Origin of the sequence: Pseudomonas sp. LABIM340, from assembly GCF_040017195.2 — a bacterium.
Classification (GTDB): Bacteria; Pseudomonadota; Gammaproteobacteria; order Pseudomonadales; family Pseudomonadaceae; genus Pseudomonas.
This window is the reverse complement of the sequence record NZ_CM200227.1, coordinates 6,231,290-6,246,714: the sequence shown is the minus strand read 5'-3', so window position 1 is coordinate 6,246,714 and position 15,425 is coordinate 6,231,290. Positions and strand designations below refer to the sequence as shown.

Sequence of the window (15,425 nt, the reverse complement as noted above, 5' to 3'; positions counted from 1 at the left end):
CCGCCGATGTCCCGGAGTGGCTGGAGCGCCCGGGAGCCTTCGGCTACCATGCCCGCTTTGTTGCCCGAGGTTGCCCATGGAGTTCGTGCTCTACCTGGTGCTTGGCGCCTGCGCTGGCGTGCTCGCCGGTCTGTTCGGCGTCGGCGGCGGGTTGATCATCGTCCCGGCCCTGGTGTTCAGCTTCGGTGCCCACGGTTTCTCGCCCGACGTGCTGACCCAGATGGCGGTCGGCACTTCTCTGGCGACCATCGTCTTCACCTCGATCAATTCGATCATCGAGCACCATCGCCGTGGCGCGGTGCGCTGGCCGGTGTTCGGCTGGATGACCGTCGGCATCCTGGTCGGCAGCGCGCTGGGGGCGATCACCGCGTCGAAGATTCAGGGGCCGGTGCTGCAGAAGATCATCGGTACCTTCGCCATCCTGGTGTCGCTGCAGATGGCGCTGGGCCTGCAGCCCAAGGGCGCGCGGGACCTGCCGGGGCGCTTTGGCCTGGGCGTGGCCGGCGGTGTGGTGGGCTGGGCTTCGGCCATTTTCGGCATCGGTGGCGGCTCGCTGACCGTGCCTTTCCTGACCTGGCGTGGCGTCTCCATGCAACAGGCGGTTGCGACTTCCTCGGCGTGCGGCCTGCCGATCGCCATTGCCGGCGCGATATCCTTCATCGCCGTCGGCTGGCACAACGACAAGCTGCCGGAGCTGAGCCTGGGCTTCGTCTATTTGCCGGCGCTGGTGGGCATTGCCGTCACCAGCATGTTCTTCGCCCGCATCGGGGCACGGCTGGCCCATCGCCTGCCACCCCTGGTGCTCAAGCGTTTGTTCGCCCTGCTGCTGTTCAGCGTGGGCTTGAGTTTCCTGATCTGAGTTCCTGCTAGGAGAAGCGGATGCTGCCTTATCCACAGATCGACCCGGTTGCCGTAGCGCTCGGGCCGCTGAAAATCCACTGGTACGGCCTGATGTACCTGATCGGCATCGGTGGCGCCTGGCTGCTGGCGTCGCGCAAGCTGAAGGATTTCGACCCGACCTGGACCAAGGAGAAACTCTCCGACCTGGTCTTCTGGGTGGCGTGCGGCGTGGTCCTGGGCGGTCGCCTGGGCTACGTGCTGTTCTACAACCTGGACGAGTACATCGCCAACCCGACGCTGATCTTCGAGGTGTGGAAGGGCGGCATGTCGTTCCACGGCGGGCTGATCGGCGTGATGCTGGCCACCTGGTGGTTCGGCAAGCGCAACAACAAGAGCTTCTTCCAGCTGATGGACCTGATCGCGCCGCTGGTGCCGATCGGCCTGGGTGCCGGGCGTATCGGCAACTTCATCAACGGCGAGCTGTGGGGCAAGGTGACCGACGTGCCCTGGGCGATGATCTTCCCCACCGGCGGCCCGGAGCCGCGCCACCCGTCGCAGCTGTACCAGTTCGCGCTGGAAGGCGTGGCGCTGTTCGTCGTGCTCTGGCTGTTCACCCGCAAGCCGCGCCCGACCGCCTCGGTGTCCGGCCTGTTCGTGCTGTGCTACGGCATCTTCCGCTTCATCGTCGAGTTCGTCCGCGTGCCGGATGCCCAGCTGGGCTACCTGGCGTGGGGCTGGCTGACCATGGGCCAGGTACTGTGCGTGCCGATGGTCCTGGGCGGCATCGCGCTGATGGTCTGGGCGTACCGCCGCGCCCCGGCGCACCCGGCCGCGAGCTGAGTTTCGCCTGAATGAAAAAAGCCCGCCGATTGGCGGGCTTTTTCATGGTCGCGGGTAATCCGTGCCGGTAGTTCCATTCACATGCGGGATGGGTGGCATTTGTAGGAGCGGGCCATGCCCGCGATCCCGCGCATGGCGCGCTCCTACAGAAGCGCTGTCGCGCCGGTCAGGCGGGTTCCACCAGCAGCAGGACTCCGTCCTGTCCGGTCACGCGCACCTGCGCGCCGACGGGCAGGTCCGGTCCGCTGACCAGCCAGACGCTGTCGCCCACGCGGATCTTGCCACGACCGCCGACGATGGCGTCATGCAGGACGAACTGCCGGCCGACCAATTCGCTGCCGCGACGGTTGAGGCTGGAGGGGACGGCCTGGCGCTTGTTGAGGCGCTGGTGGTTCCACCAGTACAGCGCGGTGAGGATCGCCAGCACGCCGAAGGCCAGGCACTGCCAGACCCAGTCCAGCCCCGGCAGCAGGAACGACAGCACGCCGGTCAGAGCGGCGGCGATGCCGATCCACAGCAGGTAGCCGCCGGCACCGAAGATTTCCAGGATCAGCAGGACGATGCCCAGGCCCAGCCAGTCCCAGAAACCGAGGTTCTGGAGAAAGGCGGCCATCAGCTATGGCCCTTGGTTTCGCCGAAGGTGGCCTTGACGATCTCGCCGATGCCGCCGACTGCGCCGATCACCTGGCTGGCTTCCAGCGGCATCAGCACGATCTTGCTGTTGTTGGAGCTGGCCAGCCGGCCGAGAGCGTCGACGTACTTCTGCGCGACGAAGTAGTTGATCGCCTGCACGTTGCCGCTGGCGATGGCCTCGGAGACCACCTGGGTCGCCTTGGCTTCGGCCTCGGCCTGGCGCTCGCGCGCTTCGGATTCGAGGAAGGCCGACTGGCGCAGGCCCTCGGCCTCGAGGATCTGCGCCTGCTTCTTGCCCTCGGCGGTGAGAATTTCCGCGGCGCGGCGGCCTTCGGCTTCGAGGATCTGCGCGCGCTTGAGGCGTTCGGCCTTCATCTGGCTGGCCATGGCTTCCACCAGGTCGGCCGGCGGGCTGATGTCCTTGATCTCGATGCGGGTGACCTTCAGGCCCCAGGGGGCGGTGGCCTCGTCGACGGTGCGCAGCAGACGTTCGTTGATCGCGTCGCGCTGGCTGAGCATGTGGTCCAGTTCCATGGAACCGAGCACGGTGCGGATGTTGGTCATCACCAGGTTGCGCACGGCGTTTTCCAGCCCGCTCACTTCATAGGCCGCCTGCGCCGCGTCGACCACCTGGAAGAAGCACACGGCGTCGATCTGCACGATAGCGTTGTCGGCGCTGATCGCCTCCTGCGGCGGCACGTCGAGCACGCGCTCCATCATGTTGATCTTCTGGCCGACGCGGTCCACCACCGGAATGATGATGCTCAGGCCCGGCTTCAGGGTGACGGTGTAGCGGCCGAAGCGCTCGATGGTCCATTCGAAGCCCTGGGGCACGACCTTGAACCCCATGAGGACGATGACGATGGCGAGGATGACGAACAGCAGGGCAACACTGCCGATTTCCATGCGAGGGACTCCTTGTCTGCTTGGGTAATGGGTGTGTGGATCGAGTGTAACCGGCGCGCCAGGCAGGCATGCAGGAAAGTCCAGCAGGCGCCCGCGGAGTTTTCCTCAGGCGCCTGACCGACGGCCTACTTCTGCTCGCTTTGCGGGGTGACCCGCATGACTTCCTCGATGGTCGTCAGACCGGCGGCCACCTTCTGCGCGCCGGACAGCCGCAGGCTGCGCATGCCTTCCTTGAAGGCCTGGCGGCGCAGCGGGATGAGGTCGGTGTCGGCGGTGATCAGTTCCTTCAGCGATTCGCTCAGCAGCATGATCTCGTACACGCCGGCGCGCCCGCGGTAGCCGGTATCGCGGCACTCCAGGCAGCCCACTGCCTGGTGCGCGCCGGTAGGGAGCGGGGCATTCCACGGGCGGGTGACTTCCTGCCAGTCCTCCTCCTGCAGCTCCATCGGCGCCTTGCAGTGCGGGCACAGGGTGCGCACCAGGCGCTGGGCCATGACGCCGAGCACGGTGGCGCGGATCAGGTAGTAGGGTACGCCCAGTTCCAGCAGGCGGGTGATGGCGGTGGGCGAGTCGTTGGTGTGCAGGGTGGAGAGCACCAGGTGGCCGGTGAGTGCCGCCTGGATCGCCATCTCGGCAGTCTCCAGGTCGCGGATCTCGCCGACCATGATGATGTCCGGGTCCTGACGCAGCAGGGCGCGCACGCCGCTGGCGAAAGTCAGGTCGATGTTGTGCTGTACCTGCATCTGGTTGAACGAGGGCTCGATCATCTCGATCGGGTCCTCGATGGTGCAGAGGTTCACCTCGTCGGTCGCCAGCTGCTTGAGCGTGGTGTAGAGCGTGGTGGTCTTGCCCGAGCCGGTCGGCCCGGTGACCAGGATGATGCCGTTGGGCTGGCTGGTCATGCTCTCCCAGCGACGCAGGTCGTCGGGGGAGAAGCCGAGCTGGTCGAAGCTCTTGAGCAGCACCTCGGGGTCGAAGATCCGCATCACCATCTTCTCGCCGAAGGCGGTGGGCAGGGTCGACAGGCGCAGTTCCACTTCGGCGCCGTCGGGGGTCTTGGTCTTCACCCGGCCGTCCTGCGGCTTGCGCTTCTCGGCGACGTTCATCCGACCGAGGGACTTCAGGCGGCTGACCACCGCCATGCTGACCTGTGGCGGAAACTGGTAGACGTTGTGCAGCACGCCGTCGATGCGGAAGCGCACGGTGCCCTGCTCGCGGCGCGGCTCGATGTGGATATCGCTGGCGCGTTGCTGGAAGGCGTACTGGAACAGCCAGTCGACGATGGTGACGATGTGCGCGTCGTTGGCATCGGGTTCCTGGTCGCTGGCGCCCAGGTTGAGCAGCTGTTCGAAGTTGCCGATGCCGCTGATCTTCTGGTCCTGCGAAGTGGCACCGGTCACCGACTTGGCGAGGCGGTAGAACTCCACGGTGAAGCGCTGGATATCCACCGGGTTGGCGACCACGCGCTTGATCGGACGCTTGAGCACGTGGGTGAGGTTGCTCTCCCAGCCATGCACGAACGGCTGGGCGCTGGCGATGGTGACTTCGTCCGGCGCCACCGCGACCGCGAGGATCTGGTGGCGCTGGGCGAAGGCGTAGGACATCAGCGGGGTGATCGCGGCGACGTCGATCTTCAGCGGGTCGATGCGCAGGTAGGGCTGCCCGGAAAAGTCCGCCAGCCACCTCACCAGGTTGTCCAGGTCCAGCTTGTGCCCCGGTCGCTGGCGGTCCGCGACCTGCTGCGCGGCGAGGAACTCCAGCGGGTGCTGCTGGTTCTTCACGGCGCTGCGGCGGATCGCCAGGCACTGCTCGGCGTCATCCTGGGCGACGCGGCCCTGGGTGACCAGCTCGCGCAGGATGTCGCCCAGGTCGAGCGGACGGTCCTGGGCGGATGGGGCAAAGACGGACATGCGGACTCCCTACTTCCAGTGGCGGGTCACAGGCCCGCGGCATTGCCGGGCCAGCTTATTTCAAAAGCGCCTTCCACGGCTTGAGGGTCAGCACAGTATGGGCCTGGGCCGCGAGGGCATCCAGGCGCCCCTCGGCGTCGGGAGTGACGAGCAGCTCCTGCAGCTTGGCCAGTTCGCCGTACAGGCGGTCGGTTTCCGGCAGCTCCAGCACGCCGCGCGCCAGGCGCAGCCAGACCAGCATGCGCTGCAGGCGCGGCAGTTGGTCGGCGAGCACTTCGGGCAGTTGCTGGGCGCGTTGCAGCGGCATGGCCTGGGCCTCTTCGGCCAGGGTGCGCTGCAGCCACTTGCCGACGGCGGAGCCGCCCAGGCGGTTGGCGCGTTCGTTGCGCTCGGTGGTCCAGGCCTTGCCCAGCAGCCAGCGCGAGGTACTCAGGGAGAACTGACCCCAGCGCAGGTTGGCCAGTTCCTCGCGGAAGGCGGCCGGCATCTGCTGGCGCACGGCGTCATCGTGGCGACCCTGTTCGATGCGCGGCTGCCAGTCGGCGATCAGCGCGTCGAGGGTGGCGCGCAGCTCGCGAGTGCTGGCGCGTGGCACGGCCTGGCCTAGGCTGCCGAGCAGGGCGCGTAGGTCGACCAGTTGCTGCAGCCAGCTTTCCAGCAGGCTCCAGTGGCCGTTGAAGCGGTATTGCTCGGCCAGACGCTGGCTACTGCCCAGCAGGGCCCAGGACAGCGCGGCGAAGGCGCCGTCCAGCGGGGTTTCATGCATCAGTTTCTGGGTATCGGGCTGGATGCTGTAGCTGGCCGGGTCGAACAGGCGGTAGCCGCGCTCGGCCTTGCTGATGTCGCAGGGCATCAGCGCAAGGTCCGCGGCCAGTTCGATGGCCAGTTCCAGCAGCGCCTCGGGCTCGCCCTGGCGCAGTTCCAGTTCCAGCTCGCAGATTTCCTCTTCCTGCTTGCCGGCGACGACCTTGCCCAGGTCCAGCGCGGCCTCGATCACCACCTTGGCCTTGCCGCGGCCCCAGGCGATCTCGGCGCGCTGGCGGGTGAAGTCGGTGCTGAAGATCGGCTTCAGGCTCTTCTTGTCCAGGTCGGCGAGGGCGGCCGGCCAGCACTGGTCGTCGAGTTTCTTCAGGTCGAGCTTGTTCTTCTCCAGGTACCAGTCCCACTCGTTGCGTTCGGACAGGCCGGCCACGCTCTGGCCGCGGGTCTTCAGGGTCTGGATGAACTGCTCGCCATCCTTGCGCATGCGCAGCGCCACACGGGCGCGGGCCAGGTCGCGGGCCGGGGTGTCGTAGTACTGGTTGAACAGTTCGCGGGGCTCCCAGCCGGATTTGTTGCGCTTCTTCAGCGCGGGGTGATCGCGCAGGGCTTCGAGGGTCTCGCGGCTGGCGCGCAATTTGATTTCGGTTTCTTTCTGCATGGCGGGGGTCCGGTTCAGAGCGGCCGCGCCCGACTTTCCGACCTGTTGCAGGAAGGACGGAACGACGGGCGCGAAAAAGGCTTCAAAGTCATGCAGTTTACAGGACTTCGGCGTTCCTGCCGGGCGCCGCGAGGTTTTACCGCACCGCCGCATGGTCCATAGTGGAAGCCATCTTCTGGAGAAAGCCATGCCGTTGCCGCCGCTGAAACAACGCTTCGCCGAGCTGATAGCGATCCCCTCGGTCAGCTGCACCCAGCCTGCGCTGGACCAGTCCAACCGCCCAGTGGTCGAGCTGCTGGGCAACTGGCTGGTGGACCTGGGCTTTGCCTGCGAGATGCAGCCGGTGTCGCCGGGCAAGTTCAACCTGGTCGCGACCCTGGGCAGCGGCCCCGGCGGCCTGGTGCTGGCCGGGCATACCGATACCGTGCCCTACGACGAAGCCCTGTGGAAAAGCGACCCGCTGGGTCTGGACGAGCGCGATGGGCGCTGGTTCGGCCTGGGCTCCTGCGACATGAAGGGCTTCTTCGCCCTCGCCATCGAAGCGCTGCTGCCGCTGCTGGAGCAGCCTTTCAAACAACCACTGATCATCCTCGCCACCTGCGACGAGGAAAGCTCCATGGCCGGCGCCCGCGCTTTGGCCGAGGCGGGGCGCCCGCTGGGCCGCGCGGCGGTGATCGGCGAGCCGACCAACCTGAAGCCGATCCGCCTGCACAAGGGTGTGATGATGGAGCGCATCGACATCCTCGGGCAGAGCGGCCACTCGTCCGACCCGAGCCTGGGGCGCAGTGCGCTGGAGGCGATGCAGGCGGTGATGGGCGAATTGCAGGGCCTGCGCAGCCAGTGGCAGCAGGAGTTCAACAACCCGCAGTTCAGCGTGCCGCAGCCGACCCTGAACCTCGGTTGCATCCACGGCGGCGACAACCCCAACCGCATCTGCGGCCAGTGCGCGCTGGAATTCGACCTGCGCCCGCTGCCCGGCATGCAGCCCGAAACCCTGCGCCAGGCCATTCGCGAGCGGCTCAAGCCGGTCGCCGAACGCCATGCCGTGAAGATCGATTACGCCCCGCTGTTCCCCGCCGTGCCGCCCTTCGAGGAACCGGCGCAGAGTGAGCTGGTGCGGCTGGCCGAAAGTCTGACCGGGCACACGGCACAAGCGGTAGCCTTTGGCACCGAAGCACCGTATCTTCAGCAGCTCGGCTGCCAGACCCTGGTGCTGGGCCCCGGCGATATCGCCTGCGCCCACCAGCCGGACGAACACCTCGAGCTCGACCGCATCGAGCCCTGCGTGGAACTGCTGCGCGGACTGATCCGGCATTACTGCTTATAGGGATCGTCCGCGAGACTGTTGATGAAGAGTTGCCTGTAGAGCGCCCCGATAACGGGCCCCACCTATCCAAGAGGAGAAACCTGTCGATGTACATGCGACGACGATAACCGCGCCGCCCTGGCCGAACTCCGGCCGCATCCGACAGATTTCCGCCCACTCGAACGACAGGCTTTTCAAGCAATGCACGACTACGTCAACTGGCTGCGCCACGCCTCGCCCTATATCAACTCGCACCGGGACTGCACCTTCGTGGTGATGCTCCCCGGCGAGGGCGTCGAAGACCCCAATTTCGGCAATATCGTCCACGACCTGGTGCTGCTGCACAGCCTCGGCGTGCGCCTGGTGCTGGTGCACGGCTCGCGACCGCAGATCGAGGCGCGCCTGGCTTCCCACGGGCTGGCGCCGCGTTTCCACCGTGGCCTGCGGGTCACCGACGCGCCGACCCTGGACTGCGTGATCGACGCCGTCGGCAGCCTGCGCATTTCCATCGAAGCGCGCCTGTCCATGGACATGGCCGCCTCGCCGATGCAGGGCTCGCGCCTGCGCGTGACCGCCGGCAACTTCGTCACCGCGCGGCCGATCGGCGTGGTCGACGGCATCGACTACCACCACACCGGCGAAGTCCGCCGGATCGACCGCAAGGGCATCAACCGCCAGCTCGACGAGCGCAGCATCGTGCTGCTCTCGCCGCTGGGCTATTCGCCCACCGGTGAAATCTTCAACCTCGCCTGCGAGGACGTGGCCATGCGCGCGGCCATCGACCTGGGCGCGGACAAGCTGATCCTCTATGGAGCCGAGCGCGGCCTGATGGACGACGCCGGCAAACTGGTGCGCGAGCTGCGCCCGCAGCAGGTCCCGGCGCACCTGGAGCGCCTCGGTGCGAGCTACCAGGGCGAGCTGCTGGACGCCGCCGCCCAGGCCTGTCGCGCCGGCGTGCGCCGCAGCCATATCGTCAGCTTCACCGAGGACGGCTCTCTGCTCAGCGAACTCTTCACCCGCACCGGCAACGGCACCCTGGTCGCCCAGGAGCAATTCGAGCAATTGCGCGAAGCGGGCATCGAGGACGTTGGCGGACTGCTGGAACTGATTCGCCCGTTGGAAGAGCAGGGCATCCTGGTGCGCCGTTCCCGCGAGGTGCTGGAGCGCGAGATCGAGCAGTTCAGCATCGTCGAACGCGAAGGGCTGATCATCGCCTGCGCGGCGCTCTATCCCATCGCCGATTCGGATTCGGGCGAGCTGGCCTGCCTGGCGGTGAACCCGGAGTACCGCCACGGCGGGCGCGGCGACGATCTGCTGGAACGCATCGAACAGCGCGCGCGCAACCTCGGCTTGAAGACCCTCTACGTCCTCACCACGCGGACTGCCCACTGGTTCCGCGAGCGCGGCTTCCAGCCCAGCAGCGTGGACCGCCTGCCGGCGGCGCGAGCGTCGCTGTACAACTACCAGCGCAACTCGCAGGTGTTCGAGAAGACTCTGTAGACCTCGTTCAGCTCGGTGGCGCCAGCGTGGTCAGGCGCTGCATACGCAAGCCGAAGTCGGGGGTGGAAAGCGGCGGGCGCGATGAGCTGTTGCTTATCCGTATGCGCAGCTCAAGCGCGTTTGAGCCTCGCCTGAAGCATGGCGCCGGGGCGTTGGAGGGAACCAGGGTTTGCATGCGAAGGCCGAAGTCGGGCAGGCCTAGTGGTGGTCGGGCACTGCGGTTCTGGATGCGCACACTCAGCAGGGGTGGAAAGTGGTCCCAGACGAAAGGGATGTCGGGCAGCACCTGCCGGCGACGCAGCTGTTCGCAGGCATCGATCCAGCCCGCCTCCCAACTGGCCGCCAGGATTTCATCTGATGGCGGAGAGAATGGCTGCCCGGCGATGCCCGCTTTGAGACCATCGGAGTAAGCCACATCCAGATCGTCCAGAGACCAGTCGTTCGTAGGGGGCATGGGAGCTCTCTCCGGGATGAGTCGGTGCCACGGACGGCGCGGTGATTTCCGGCGACGCCAGGGCGGGAGGTGATTCTCCTCCCGGAGTGAGCGAGCTGCGGAGAAGATTTGTATGAAAGGTCTGTCAGTGGATTCCCTGGGTCTCAGACGCTGATCAAGCCGAGGATGCTTGCCTGGTAGGCGGCGACGAAGGTGTCGAAATCGCCCTCGGGCTGTTTTTCCAGCTCCGCCTGTTCGGCCAGGGACTGACTGGCCATGCCTTCGAAGCGCGCCTGCTCTTCAGTCGACAGGGTTTGGCTCTGCAGCGTTTCGGCGTGCTGGCGGCTGTAGCGCAGGGCAAAGGCCTCGAAGCTCTCGCCACGCTCACGCATTTCTGCCAGGACCTTCGCCGAAGGCGTCAGGTCGGCGTCGGCCACCTTGGCGCGCTGCTCGGCCAGGCTCTGCGCGTGCAGGCTGCTGCCGTTGGCGCGGTCGAGCAGGTCGATGATCGGCGCGATGGCGTCGAGCAGGGCACCCGCCCACTCCTTCATCTCGACCGGCTGGCCGCCACGTTCCAGCTTCAGGCCTGGGCGACGACCTTCCTTGACCACCTTGAGGAAGTTGCTGGTGGCCGAGCCGCACTCGCAGCCACCCAGCGGCGGGCTGTCGGAGAGCGCGCAGTAGAGCAGGAAGGCGTCGAGGAAGCGCGCTTCGGTGACGTCGATGCCCAGCGGCAGGAAGGGGTTGATGTCCAGGCAGCGTGCCTCGACGTACTGCACGCCACGGGCCATCAGCGCCTGGATCGGGCGCTCGCCGGTGTAGGTGACGCGTTTCGGGCGGATACTCGAGTAGTACTCGTTCTCGATCTGCAGGATGTTGGTGTTGAGCTGAACCCATTCGCCATCGACCTTGGTGCCGACCTTCTCGTACGGCGCATACGGCGTACTGACCGCGCGGCGCAGGCTGTCGATGTAGCTGTCCAGATCGTTGTAGCAGGGCGTCAGGCCGGCCTGGGCGTTGTTCTGGTAGCCCAGGTCGCTCATGCGCAGGCTGGTGGCGTAGGGCAGGTAGAGGGTGTGCTCGTCGAAGGCCTCCAGGCCGTGCGGGCGGCCGCGCAGGAAGCCGGCGTCCAGGGCGGGAGATGCGCCGAACAGGTACATCAGCAGCCAGCTGTAACGGCGGAAGTTGCGGATCATCGCGATGTAGCGGTGCGACTGGAAGTCCCGCGCGCTCTTCTCGCTGCCTTCTTCCTCGCGCAGCAACTCCCAGATGCCTTCGGGCAGGGAGAAGTTGTAGTGGATGCCAGCGATGCACTGCATGGTCTTGCCGTAGCGCAGGGCCAGGCCCTTGCGGTAGACGTACTTCAGGCGGCCGATGTGCGAGCTGCCGTAGCGGGCGATCGGGATGGTCTCTTCATCCGGCAGCTCGCAGGGCATGGACGGGCTCCACAGGTATTCGCCGTCGAGCTTGCCGCTGGCGAAGCGATGGATTTCACCCAGCTCGTCCAGGGTCTTCTCGACGCTGGTGGACGTCGGGGTGATGAACTCCAGCAGCGACTCGGAGTAGTCGGTGGTGATCTGCGGGTTGGTCAGCGCCGAGCCCAGGGCGCGCGGGTGCGGGGTCAGGGCGAGCTTGCCGCGTTCATCGACGCGCAGGCATTCGCGCTCGATACCGTGCAGGCACTGGGTGAGCAGGGACAGGTTGGCGGCATCGCCAAGCAGAGCCAGGCGGCGGGAGAGTTGGTCGCTCAAGTTGGAAGTCCTTCACACGGCAATCGCCCCACTATGGGGGTGGACTGGGCGGTCTACAAGGGGAGAACACAACCGGCGTGGTCGCCTGGCTTGGGGAGACGCCGCGCCGGCGCCCGCCTTTCGCGGGCTCCGGACTACAGCATAGGTCAGTTGCGGCGAGGCTATTTACAGCTGGGCGAAGGTGCCTTGTCCCTTGGCGACCAGCTTGTCGCCCTGGTGGATGTCGGCCTCGACCACCAGCGAGCGACGCCCGGCGTGCAGGACTTTGGCCACACAGCGCACTTCGCCTTCGGCGACCGCGCGGATGTAGTTGATCTTGCATTCCAGGGTGACGCTCTGCCGGTCGAAACCATGGGCGCTGGAGCAGGCCAGGCCCATGGTCATGTCCATCAGCGTGAAGAGCGCGCCGCCGTGCATGACATTGCCGCGGTTGCGCAGGTGCTCGGCCATCGGCAGCAGCACCTCGGCTTCGCCGTCAGCGACACGAATCGGCTGCACGCCGATGGTTTCGCTGAAGCGGCTGATCATCAGCTCGCGGGCGGGCATCTCGCTCATGGGGCTTCCTTACTTCTTCTTCAGTTGCTTGGCGTTGGCGAACAGCGAGGCCATGGCGTTGTTCGCCGGGGCCTGCTCCTGCTGGCGCGGGGCCGCGCTGCGATCGCCACGCGGTGCACCGTTGCCGGGGCGACCGCCGCCGCGCGGGCCATCGACCTTCTCGCCAGGGGTGTCGCTCATGCGCATGGACAGGCCGACGCGATTGCGCGGGATGTCCACTTCCATGACCTTCACCTTGACGATGTCACCGGCCTTGACCACTTCGTACGGGTCCTTGACGAACTTCTCCGACAGCGCGGAGATGTGCACCAGGCCGTCCTGGTGGACGCCGATGTCGACGAAGGCGCCGAAGTTGGTGACGTTGGTCACCACGCCTTCGAGCACCATGCCGGGCGTCAGGTCCTTGAGGCTCTCGACGCCTTCCTGGAACTCGGCGGTCTTGAACTCCGGGCGCGGGTCGCGGCCGGGCTTGTCGAGTTCCTTGAGGATGTCGGTGACGGTAGGCAGGCCGAACTGCTCGTCGGTGAACTTCTTCGGGTCCAGGCGCTTGAGGAAGCCCGAGTCGCCGACCAGCGAGCGTACGTCGCGGCCAGTGTCGGCGGCGATGCGCTGCACCAGCGGGTAGGTTTCCGGGTGCACCGCGGAGGCGTCCAGCGGGTTGTCGCCGTTCATCACGCGGAGGAAGCCGGCGGCCTGCTCGAAAGTCTTGTCGCCCAGGCGGCTGACTTTGCGCAGGTCGTCGCGGGTGCGGAACGCGCCGTTGGCGTCACGGTGCGAGACGATGTTCTGCGCCAGGGTGCTGTTGAGGCCGGAGATGCGCGCCAGCAGCGCGGCGGAGGCGGTGTTCACGTCCACGCCCACGGCGTTCACGCAGTCTTCCACGACCGCGTCCAGGCTGCGCGCGAGCTGCAGCTGGGACACGTCGTGCTGGTACTGGCCGACGCCGATGGATTTGGGCTCGATCTTCACCAGCTCGGCCAGCGGGTCCTGCAGGCGGCGGGCGATGGACACGGCGCCGCGCAGCGATACGTCCAGCTCGGGGAATTCCCTGGCGGCCAGTTCCGACGCCGAGTACACCGAAGCGCCGGCCTCGCTGACCATGATCTTGGTGCACTTGAGCGCCGGGTATTTCTTGATCAGCTCGGCGGCCAGCTTGTCGGTCTCGCGGCTGGCGGTGCCGTTGCCGATGGCGATCAGTTCCACCTGGTGCTTGGCGCACAGCGCGGCGAGCACGGCGATGGTCTGGTCCCACTGGTTCTTCGGCACGTGCGGGTAGACGGTGGCGGTGTCCAGCAGCTTGCCGGTGGCATCGACCACGGCGACCTTCACGCCGGTGCGCAGGCCCGGGTCGAGGCCCAGGGTGGCGCGCGGGCCAGCCGGGGCAGCCAGCAGCAGGTCGTGCAGGTTGCGCGCGAAGACGTTGATCGCCTCGGCGTCGGCGCCGTCGCGCAGCTCGCCCAGCAGGTCGGTTTCCAGGTGGGTGTAGAGCTTGACCTTCCAGGTCCAGCGCACCACTTCGGACAGCCACTTGTCAGCGGCGCGGCCCTGGTTGGCGATGCCGAAGCGCTCGCCGATCATGATCTCGCAGGGGTGCGAGGTGCCCGGCAGCTCTTCGCCGACCTTCAGGGCAACGCTCAGGATGCCTTCGTTGCGGCCACGGAAGATCGCCAGGGCGCGGTGCGACGGGGCGTTCTTCAGTGGCTCGTCGTGTTCGAAGTAGTCGCTGAACTTGGCGCCTTCGGTTTCCTTGCCCGGCACCATGCGCGCGGTGAGGGTGGCGTTGTCCTTGAGGAAGCCGCGCAGGCGTTCGAGCAGGGTGGCGTCCTCGGCGAAGCGCTCCATGAGGATGTACTTGGCGCCTTCGAGCACGGCCTTGGTGTCGGCGAAGCCCTTCTCGGCATCGACGAAGCGCGCGGCTTCGGTTTCCGGCGTCAGGCCCGGATCGTTGAACAGTGCGTCGGCCAGTTCGCCAAGGCCGGCTTCCAGGGCGATCTGGCCCTTGGTGCGGCGCTTCTGCTTATAAGGCAGGTAGAGGTCTTCGAGGCGGGTCTTGGTGTCGGCGAGCTTGATCTCGCGGGCCAGTTCCGGGGTCAGCTTGCCCTGTTCCTCGATGCTGGCGAGGATCGCGCCACGGCGGTCTTCCAGCTCGCGCAGATAGCGCAGGCGTTCTTCGAGCATGCGCAGCTGGGTGTCATCCAGGCTGCCGGTGACTTCTTTCCGGTAACGGGCGATGAAGGGGACGGTGGAGCCTTCATCGAGCAGGGCGACGGCAGCGGCGACTTGCTGCGGTTGAACGCGGCCGGAGGGCAGTGCGGAAAGCTCTTCGGCGATACGGGTGTTGATGCTGTCCATGAATCCACCTGGTGAAACCAACGAAATACGGGGCTTGGCTGCCGCGCCGGAGCGCCGGGCAGGCGTCTATGACAACGCCCCGCCGCAAAAGCGCCGCATTATACCCGCGACAATTTCACCGGGTGGGCGACTGGTCGGGGAAAAATCTGCTAACAATGGACAGGCCGTGAAGCGCGGCTGGTGGGCGATAATGCCCGCCGAATCAGATTCTGGGAGTTTCCATGAGCAACGCTGCCACCCTGCCGGAAGGCGAAAAGATCCTCGTGGTCGATGACGACGCACGCCTGCGCCGTCTGCTGGAACGCTTCCTCGATGAGCAGGGTTATCGCGTCCGCGCCGTCGAAAACACCGAGCAGATGGACCGCCTGCTGGCCCGCGAGCTGTTCCAGCTGGTGGTGCTGGACCTGATGATGCCCGGCGAGGATGGTCTCTCCGCGTGCAAGCGCCTGCGCGAGTCGAACAACCAGATCCCGATCATCATGCTCACCGCCAAGGGCGACGAGTCCAGCCGCATTTCGGGCCTGGAGCAGGGCGCCGACGACTACCTGGCCAAGCCGTTCAACCCGCGCGAGCTGCTGGCGCGGATCAAGGCCGTGCTGCGCCGCCAGGCGCCGCTGGTGCCGGGCGCGCCGGCGGGCGAGGACGAGATCGTCACCTTCGGCGACTACGAGTTGCACCTGGCCACCCGCGAGCTGAAGAAGGGCGAGGAAGTGCACATGCTCACCACCGGTGAGTTCGCCGTGCTCAAGGCCCTGGTCCAGCACGCCCGCGAGCCGCTGACCCGCGACAAGCTGATGAACCTGGCCCGCGGCCGCGAGTGGGACGCCCTGGAGCGCTCCATCGACGTGCAGATTTCCCGCCTGCGCCGGCTGATCGAGCCCGATCCGTCCAAGCCGCGCTATATCCAGACCGTCTGGGGTGTGGGTTACGTGTTCGTTCCGGATGGCGCCGCCCGCAAGTGATTGACCCCGCCGGGGCG

13 protein-coding genes are annotated in these 15,425 nt (G+C 66.6%); 5 read left to right on the top strand and 8 right to left on the bottom strand.

Translation table 11 applies throughout. The features are described from left to right. The first annotated feature begins 76 nt into the window (after window positions 1-76). Complete coding sequence (locus ABKS89_RS28740) at window positions 77-859, top strand: sulfite exporter TauE/SafE family protein (RefSeq protein WP_348588482.1); 783 nt, start codon at window positions 77-79, stop codon at window positions 857-859. A gap of 20 nt (window positions 860-879) precedes the next feature. Further along, the gene (gene lgt / locus ABKS89_RS28735; protein WP_138213767.1) at window positions 880-1,680 is read left to right on the top strand and encodes a prolipoprotein diacylglyceryl transferase; all 801 of its coding nucleotides are present in this window, start codon (window positions 880-882) and stop codon (window positions 1,678-1,680) included. A gap of 166 nt (window positions 1,681-1,846) precedes the next feature. Here lgt and ABKS89_RS28730 read toward each other — a convergent pair whose 3' ends face one another. The 4 genes from ABKS89_RS28730 to ABKS89_RS28715 all read right to left on the bottom strand — a co-directional run bounded on the left by ABKS89_RS28730 (window position 1,847) and on the right by ABKS89_RS28715 (window position 6,549). Continuing rightward, the gene (locus tag ABKS89_RS28730) at window positions 1,847-2,293 is read right to left on the bottom strand and encodes an NfeD family protein (protein WP_138213768.1); all 447 of its coding nucleotides are present in this window, start codon (window positions 2,291-2,293) and stop codon (window positions 1,847-1,849) included. Next, window positions 2,293-3,219 (bottom strand): SPFH domain-containing protein, encoded by a 927-nt coding sequence (locus ABKS89_RS28725; protein ID WP_138213769.1) that lies wholly within the window; start codon window positions 3,217-3,219, stop codon window positions 2,293-2,295. Before ABKS89_RS28725 ends, ABKS89_RS28730 begins: the two co-directional genes overlap by 1 nt. 125 nt (window positions 3,220-3,344) lie before the next feature. Beyond that, a complete protein-coding gene (gene tfpB / locus ABKS89_RS28720) occupies window positions 3,345-5,129 on the bottom strand; it encodes a type IV pilus assembly ATPase TfpB (RefSeq protein ID WP_138213770.1) in 1,785 nt (594 codons plus the stop codon). Between the two features lie 55 nt (window positions 5,130-5,184). After that, entirely contained in the window at window positions 5,185-6,549 is a 1,365-nt protein-coding gene (locus ABKS89_RS28715) for a CYTH domain-containing protein (RefSeq protein WP_348588481.1), read from the bottom strand. Between the two features lie 187 nt (window positions 6,550-6,736). Here ABKS89_RS28715 and argE point away from each other — a divergent pair, with 187 nt between their 5' ends. Together argE and argA are read left to right on the top strand one after the other, a co-directional pair. Beyond that, window positions 6,737-7,876, top strand: coding sequence for an acetylornithine deacetylase (gene argE / locus ABKS89_RS28710; RefSeq protein ID WP_348588479.1), 1,140 nt, complete (start codon window positions 6,737-6,739; stop codon window positions 7,874-7,876). A gap of 180 nt (window positions 7,877-8,056) precedes the next feature. Next, window positions 8,057-9,355: an amino-acid N-acetyltransferase gene (gene argA / locus ABKS89_RS28705; RefSeq protein WP_138213773.1), complete on the top strand. Its 1,299-nt coding sequence runs from the start codon at window positions 8,057-8,059 to the stop codon at window positions 9,353-9,355. A gap of 7 nt (window positions 9,356-9,362) precedes the next feature. Here the strand turns inward: argA and ABKS89_RS28700 are convergent, their stop codons facing one another. The 4 genes from ABKS89_RS28700 to ABKS89_RS28685 all read right to left on the bottom strand — a co-directional run bounded on the left by ABKS89_RS28700 (window position 9,363) and on the right by ABKS89_RS28685 (window position 14,446). Further along, window positions 9,363-9,809, bottom strand: coding sequence for a hypothetical protein (locus ABKS89_RS28700; protein WP_348588478.1), 447 nt, complete (start codon window positions 9,807-9,809; stop codon window positions 9,363-9,365). A gap of 143 nt (window positions 9,810-9,952) precedes the next feature. Continuing rightward, on the bottom strand, window positions 9,953-11,539 hold the full coding sequence (gene gshA / locus ABKS89_RS28695) for a glutamate--cysteine ligase (RefSeq protein ID WP_138213775.1): 1,587 nt from the start codon (window positions 11,537-11,539) through the stop codon (window positions 9,953-9,955). 165 nt (window positions 11,540-11,704) lie between these two features. Beyond that, the gene (locus tag ABKS89_RS28690; RefSeq protein WP_405307451.1) at window positions 11,705-12,067 is read right to left on the bottom strand and encodes a PaaI family thioesterase; all 363 of its coding nucleotides are present in this window, start codon (window positions 12,065-12,067) and stop codon (window positions 11,705-11,707) included. Window positions 12,068-12,103: 36 nt separating this feature from the next. Then, window positions 12,104-14,446 (bottom strand): Tex family protein, encoded by a 2,343-nt coding sequence (locus tag ABKS89_RS28685; protein WP_348588477.1) that lies wholly within the window; start codon window positions 14,444-14,446, stop codon window positions 12,104-12,106. A gap of 221 nt (window positions 14,447-14,667) precedes the next feature. Here ABKS89_RS28685 and ompR point away from each other — a divergent pair, with 221 nt between their 5' ends. Further along, window positions 14,668-15,408, top strand: a complete 741-nt coding sequence (gene ompR, locus ABKS89_RS28680; protein WP_024762186.1) for an osmolarity response regulator transcription factor OmpR — start codon at window positions 14,668-14,670, stop codon at window positions 15,406-15,408. Window positions 15,409-15,425: the final 17 nt, after the last annotated feature.

Bases quoted from the DNA above. Each gene is read 5' to 3' on its own strand.
- ABKS89_RS28690 (WP_405307451.1), bottom strand. From the start codon at position 12,067: ATGATCAGCCGCTTCAGCGAAACCATCGGCGTGCAGCCGATTCGTGTC.
- argA (WP_138213773.1), top strand. From the start codon at position 8,057: ATGCACGACTACGTCAACTGGCTGCGCCACGCCTCGCCCTATATCAAC.
- ABKS89_RS28715 (WP_348588481.1), bottom strand. From the start codon at position 6,549: ATGCAGAAAGAAACCGAAATCAAATTGCGCGCCAGCCGCGAGACCCTC.
- ABKS89_RS28700 (WP_348588478.1), bottom strand. From the start codon at position 9,809: ATGCCCCCTACGAACGACTGGTCTCTGGACGATCTGGATGTGGCTTAC.
- lgt (WP_138213767.1), top strand. From the start codon at position 880: ATGCTGCCTTATCCACAGATCGACCCGGTTGCCGTAGCGCTCGGGCCG.
- ABKS89_RS28730 (WP_138213768.1), bottom strand. From the start codon at position 2,293: ATGGCCGCCTTTCTCCAGAACCTCGGTTTCTGGGACTGGCTGGGCCTG.
- ABKS89_RS28740 (WP_348588482.1), top strand. From the start codon at position 77: ATGGAGTTCGTGCTCTACCTGGTGCTTGGCGCCTGCGCTGGCGTGCTC.
- tfpB (WP_138213770.1), bottom strand. From the start codon at position 5,129: ATGTCCGTCTTTGCCCCATCCGCCCAGGACCGTCCGCTCGACCTGGGC.
- ABKS89_RS28685 (WP_348588477.1), bottom strand. From the start codon at position 14,446: ATGGACAGCATCAACACCCGTATCGCCGAAGAGCTTTCCGCACTGCCC.
- ABKS89_RS28725 (WP_138213769.1), bottom strand. From the start codon at position 3,219: ATGGAAATCGGCAGTGTTGCCCTGCTGTTCGTCATCCTCGCCATCGTC.
- argE (WP_348588479.1), top strand. From the start codon at position 6,737: ATGCCGTTGCCGCCGCTGAAACAACGCTTCGCCGAGCTGATAGCGATC.
- ompR (WP_024762186.1), top strand. From the start codon at position 14,668: ATGAGCAACGCTGCCACCCTGCCGGAAGGCGAAAAGATCCTCGTGGTC.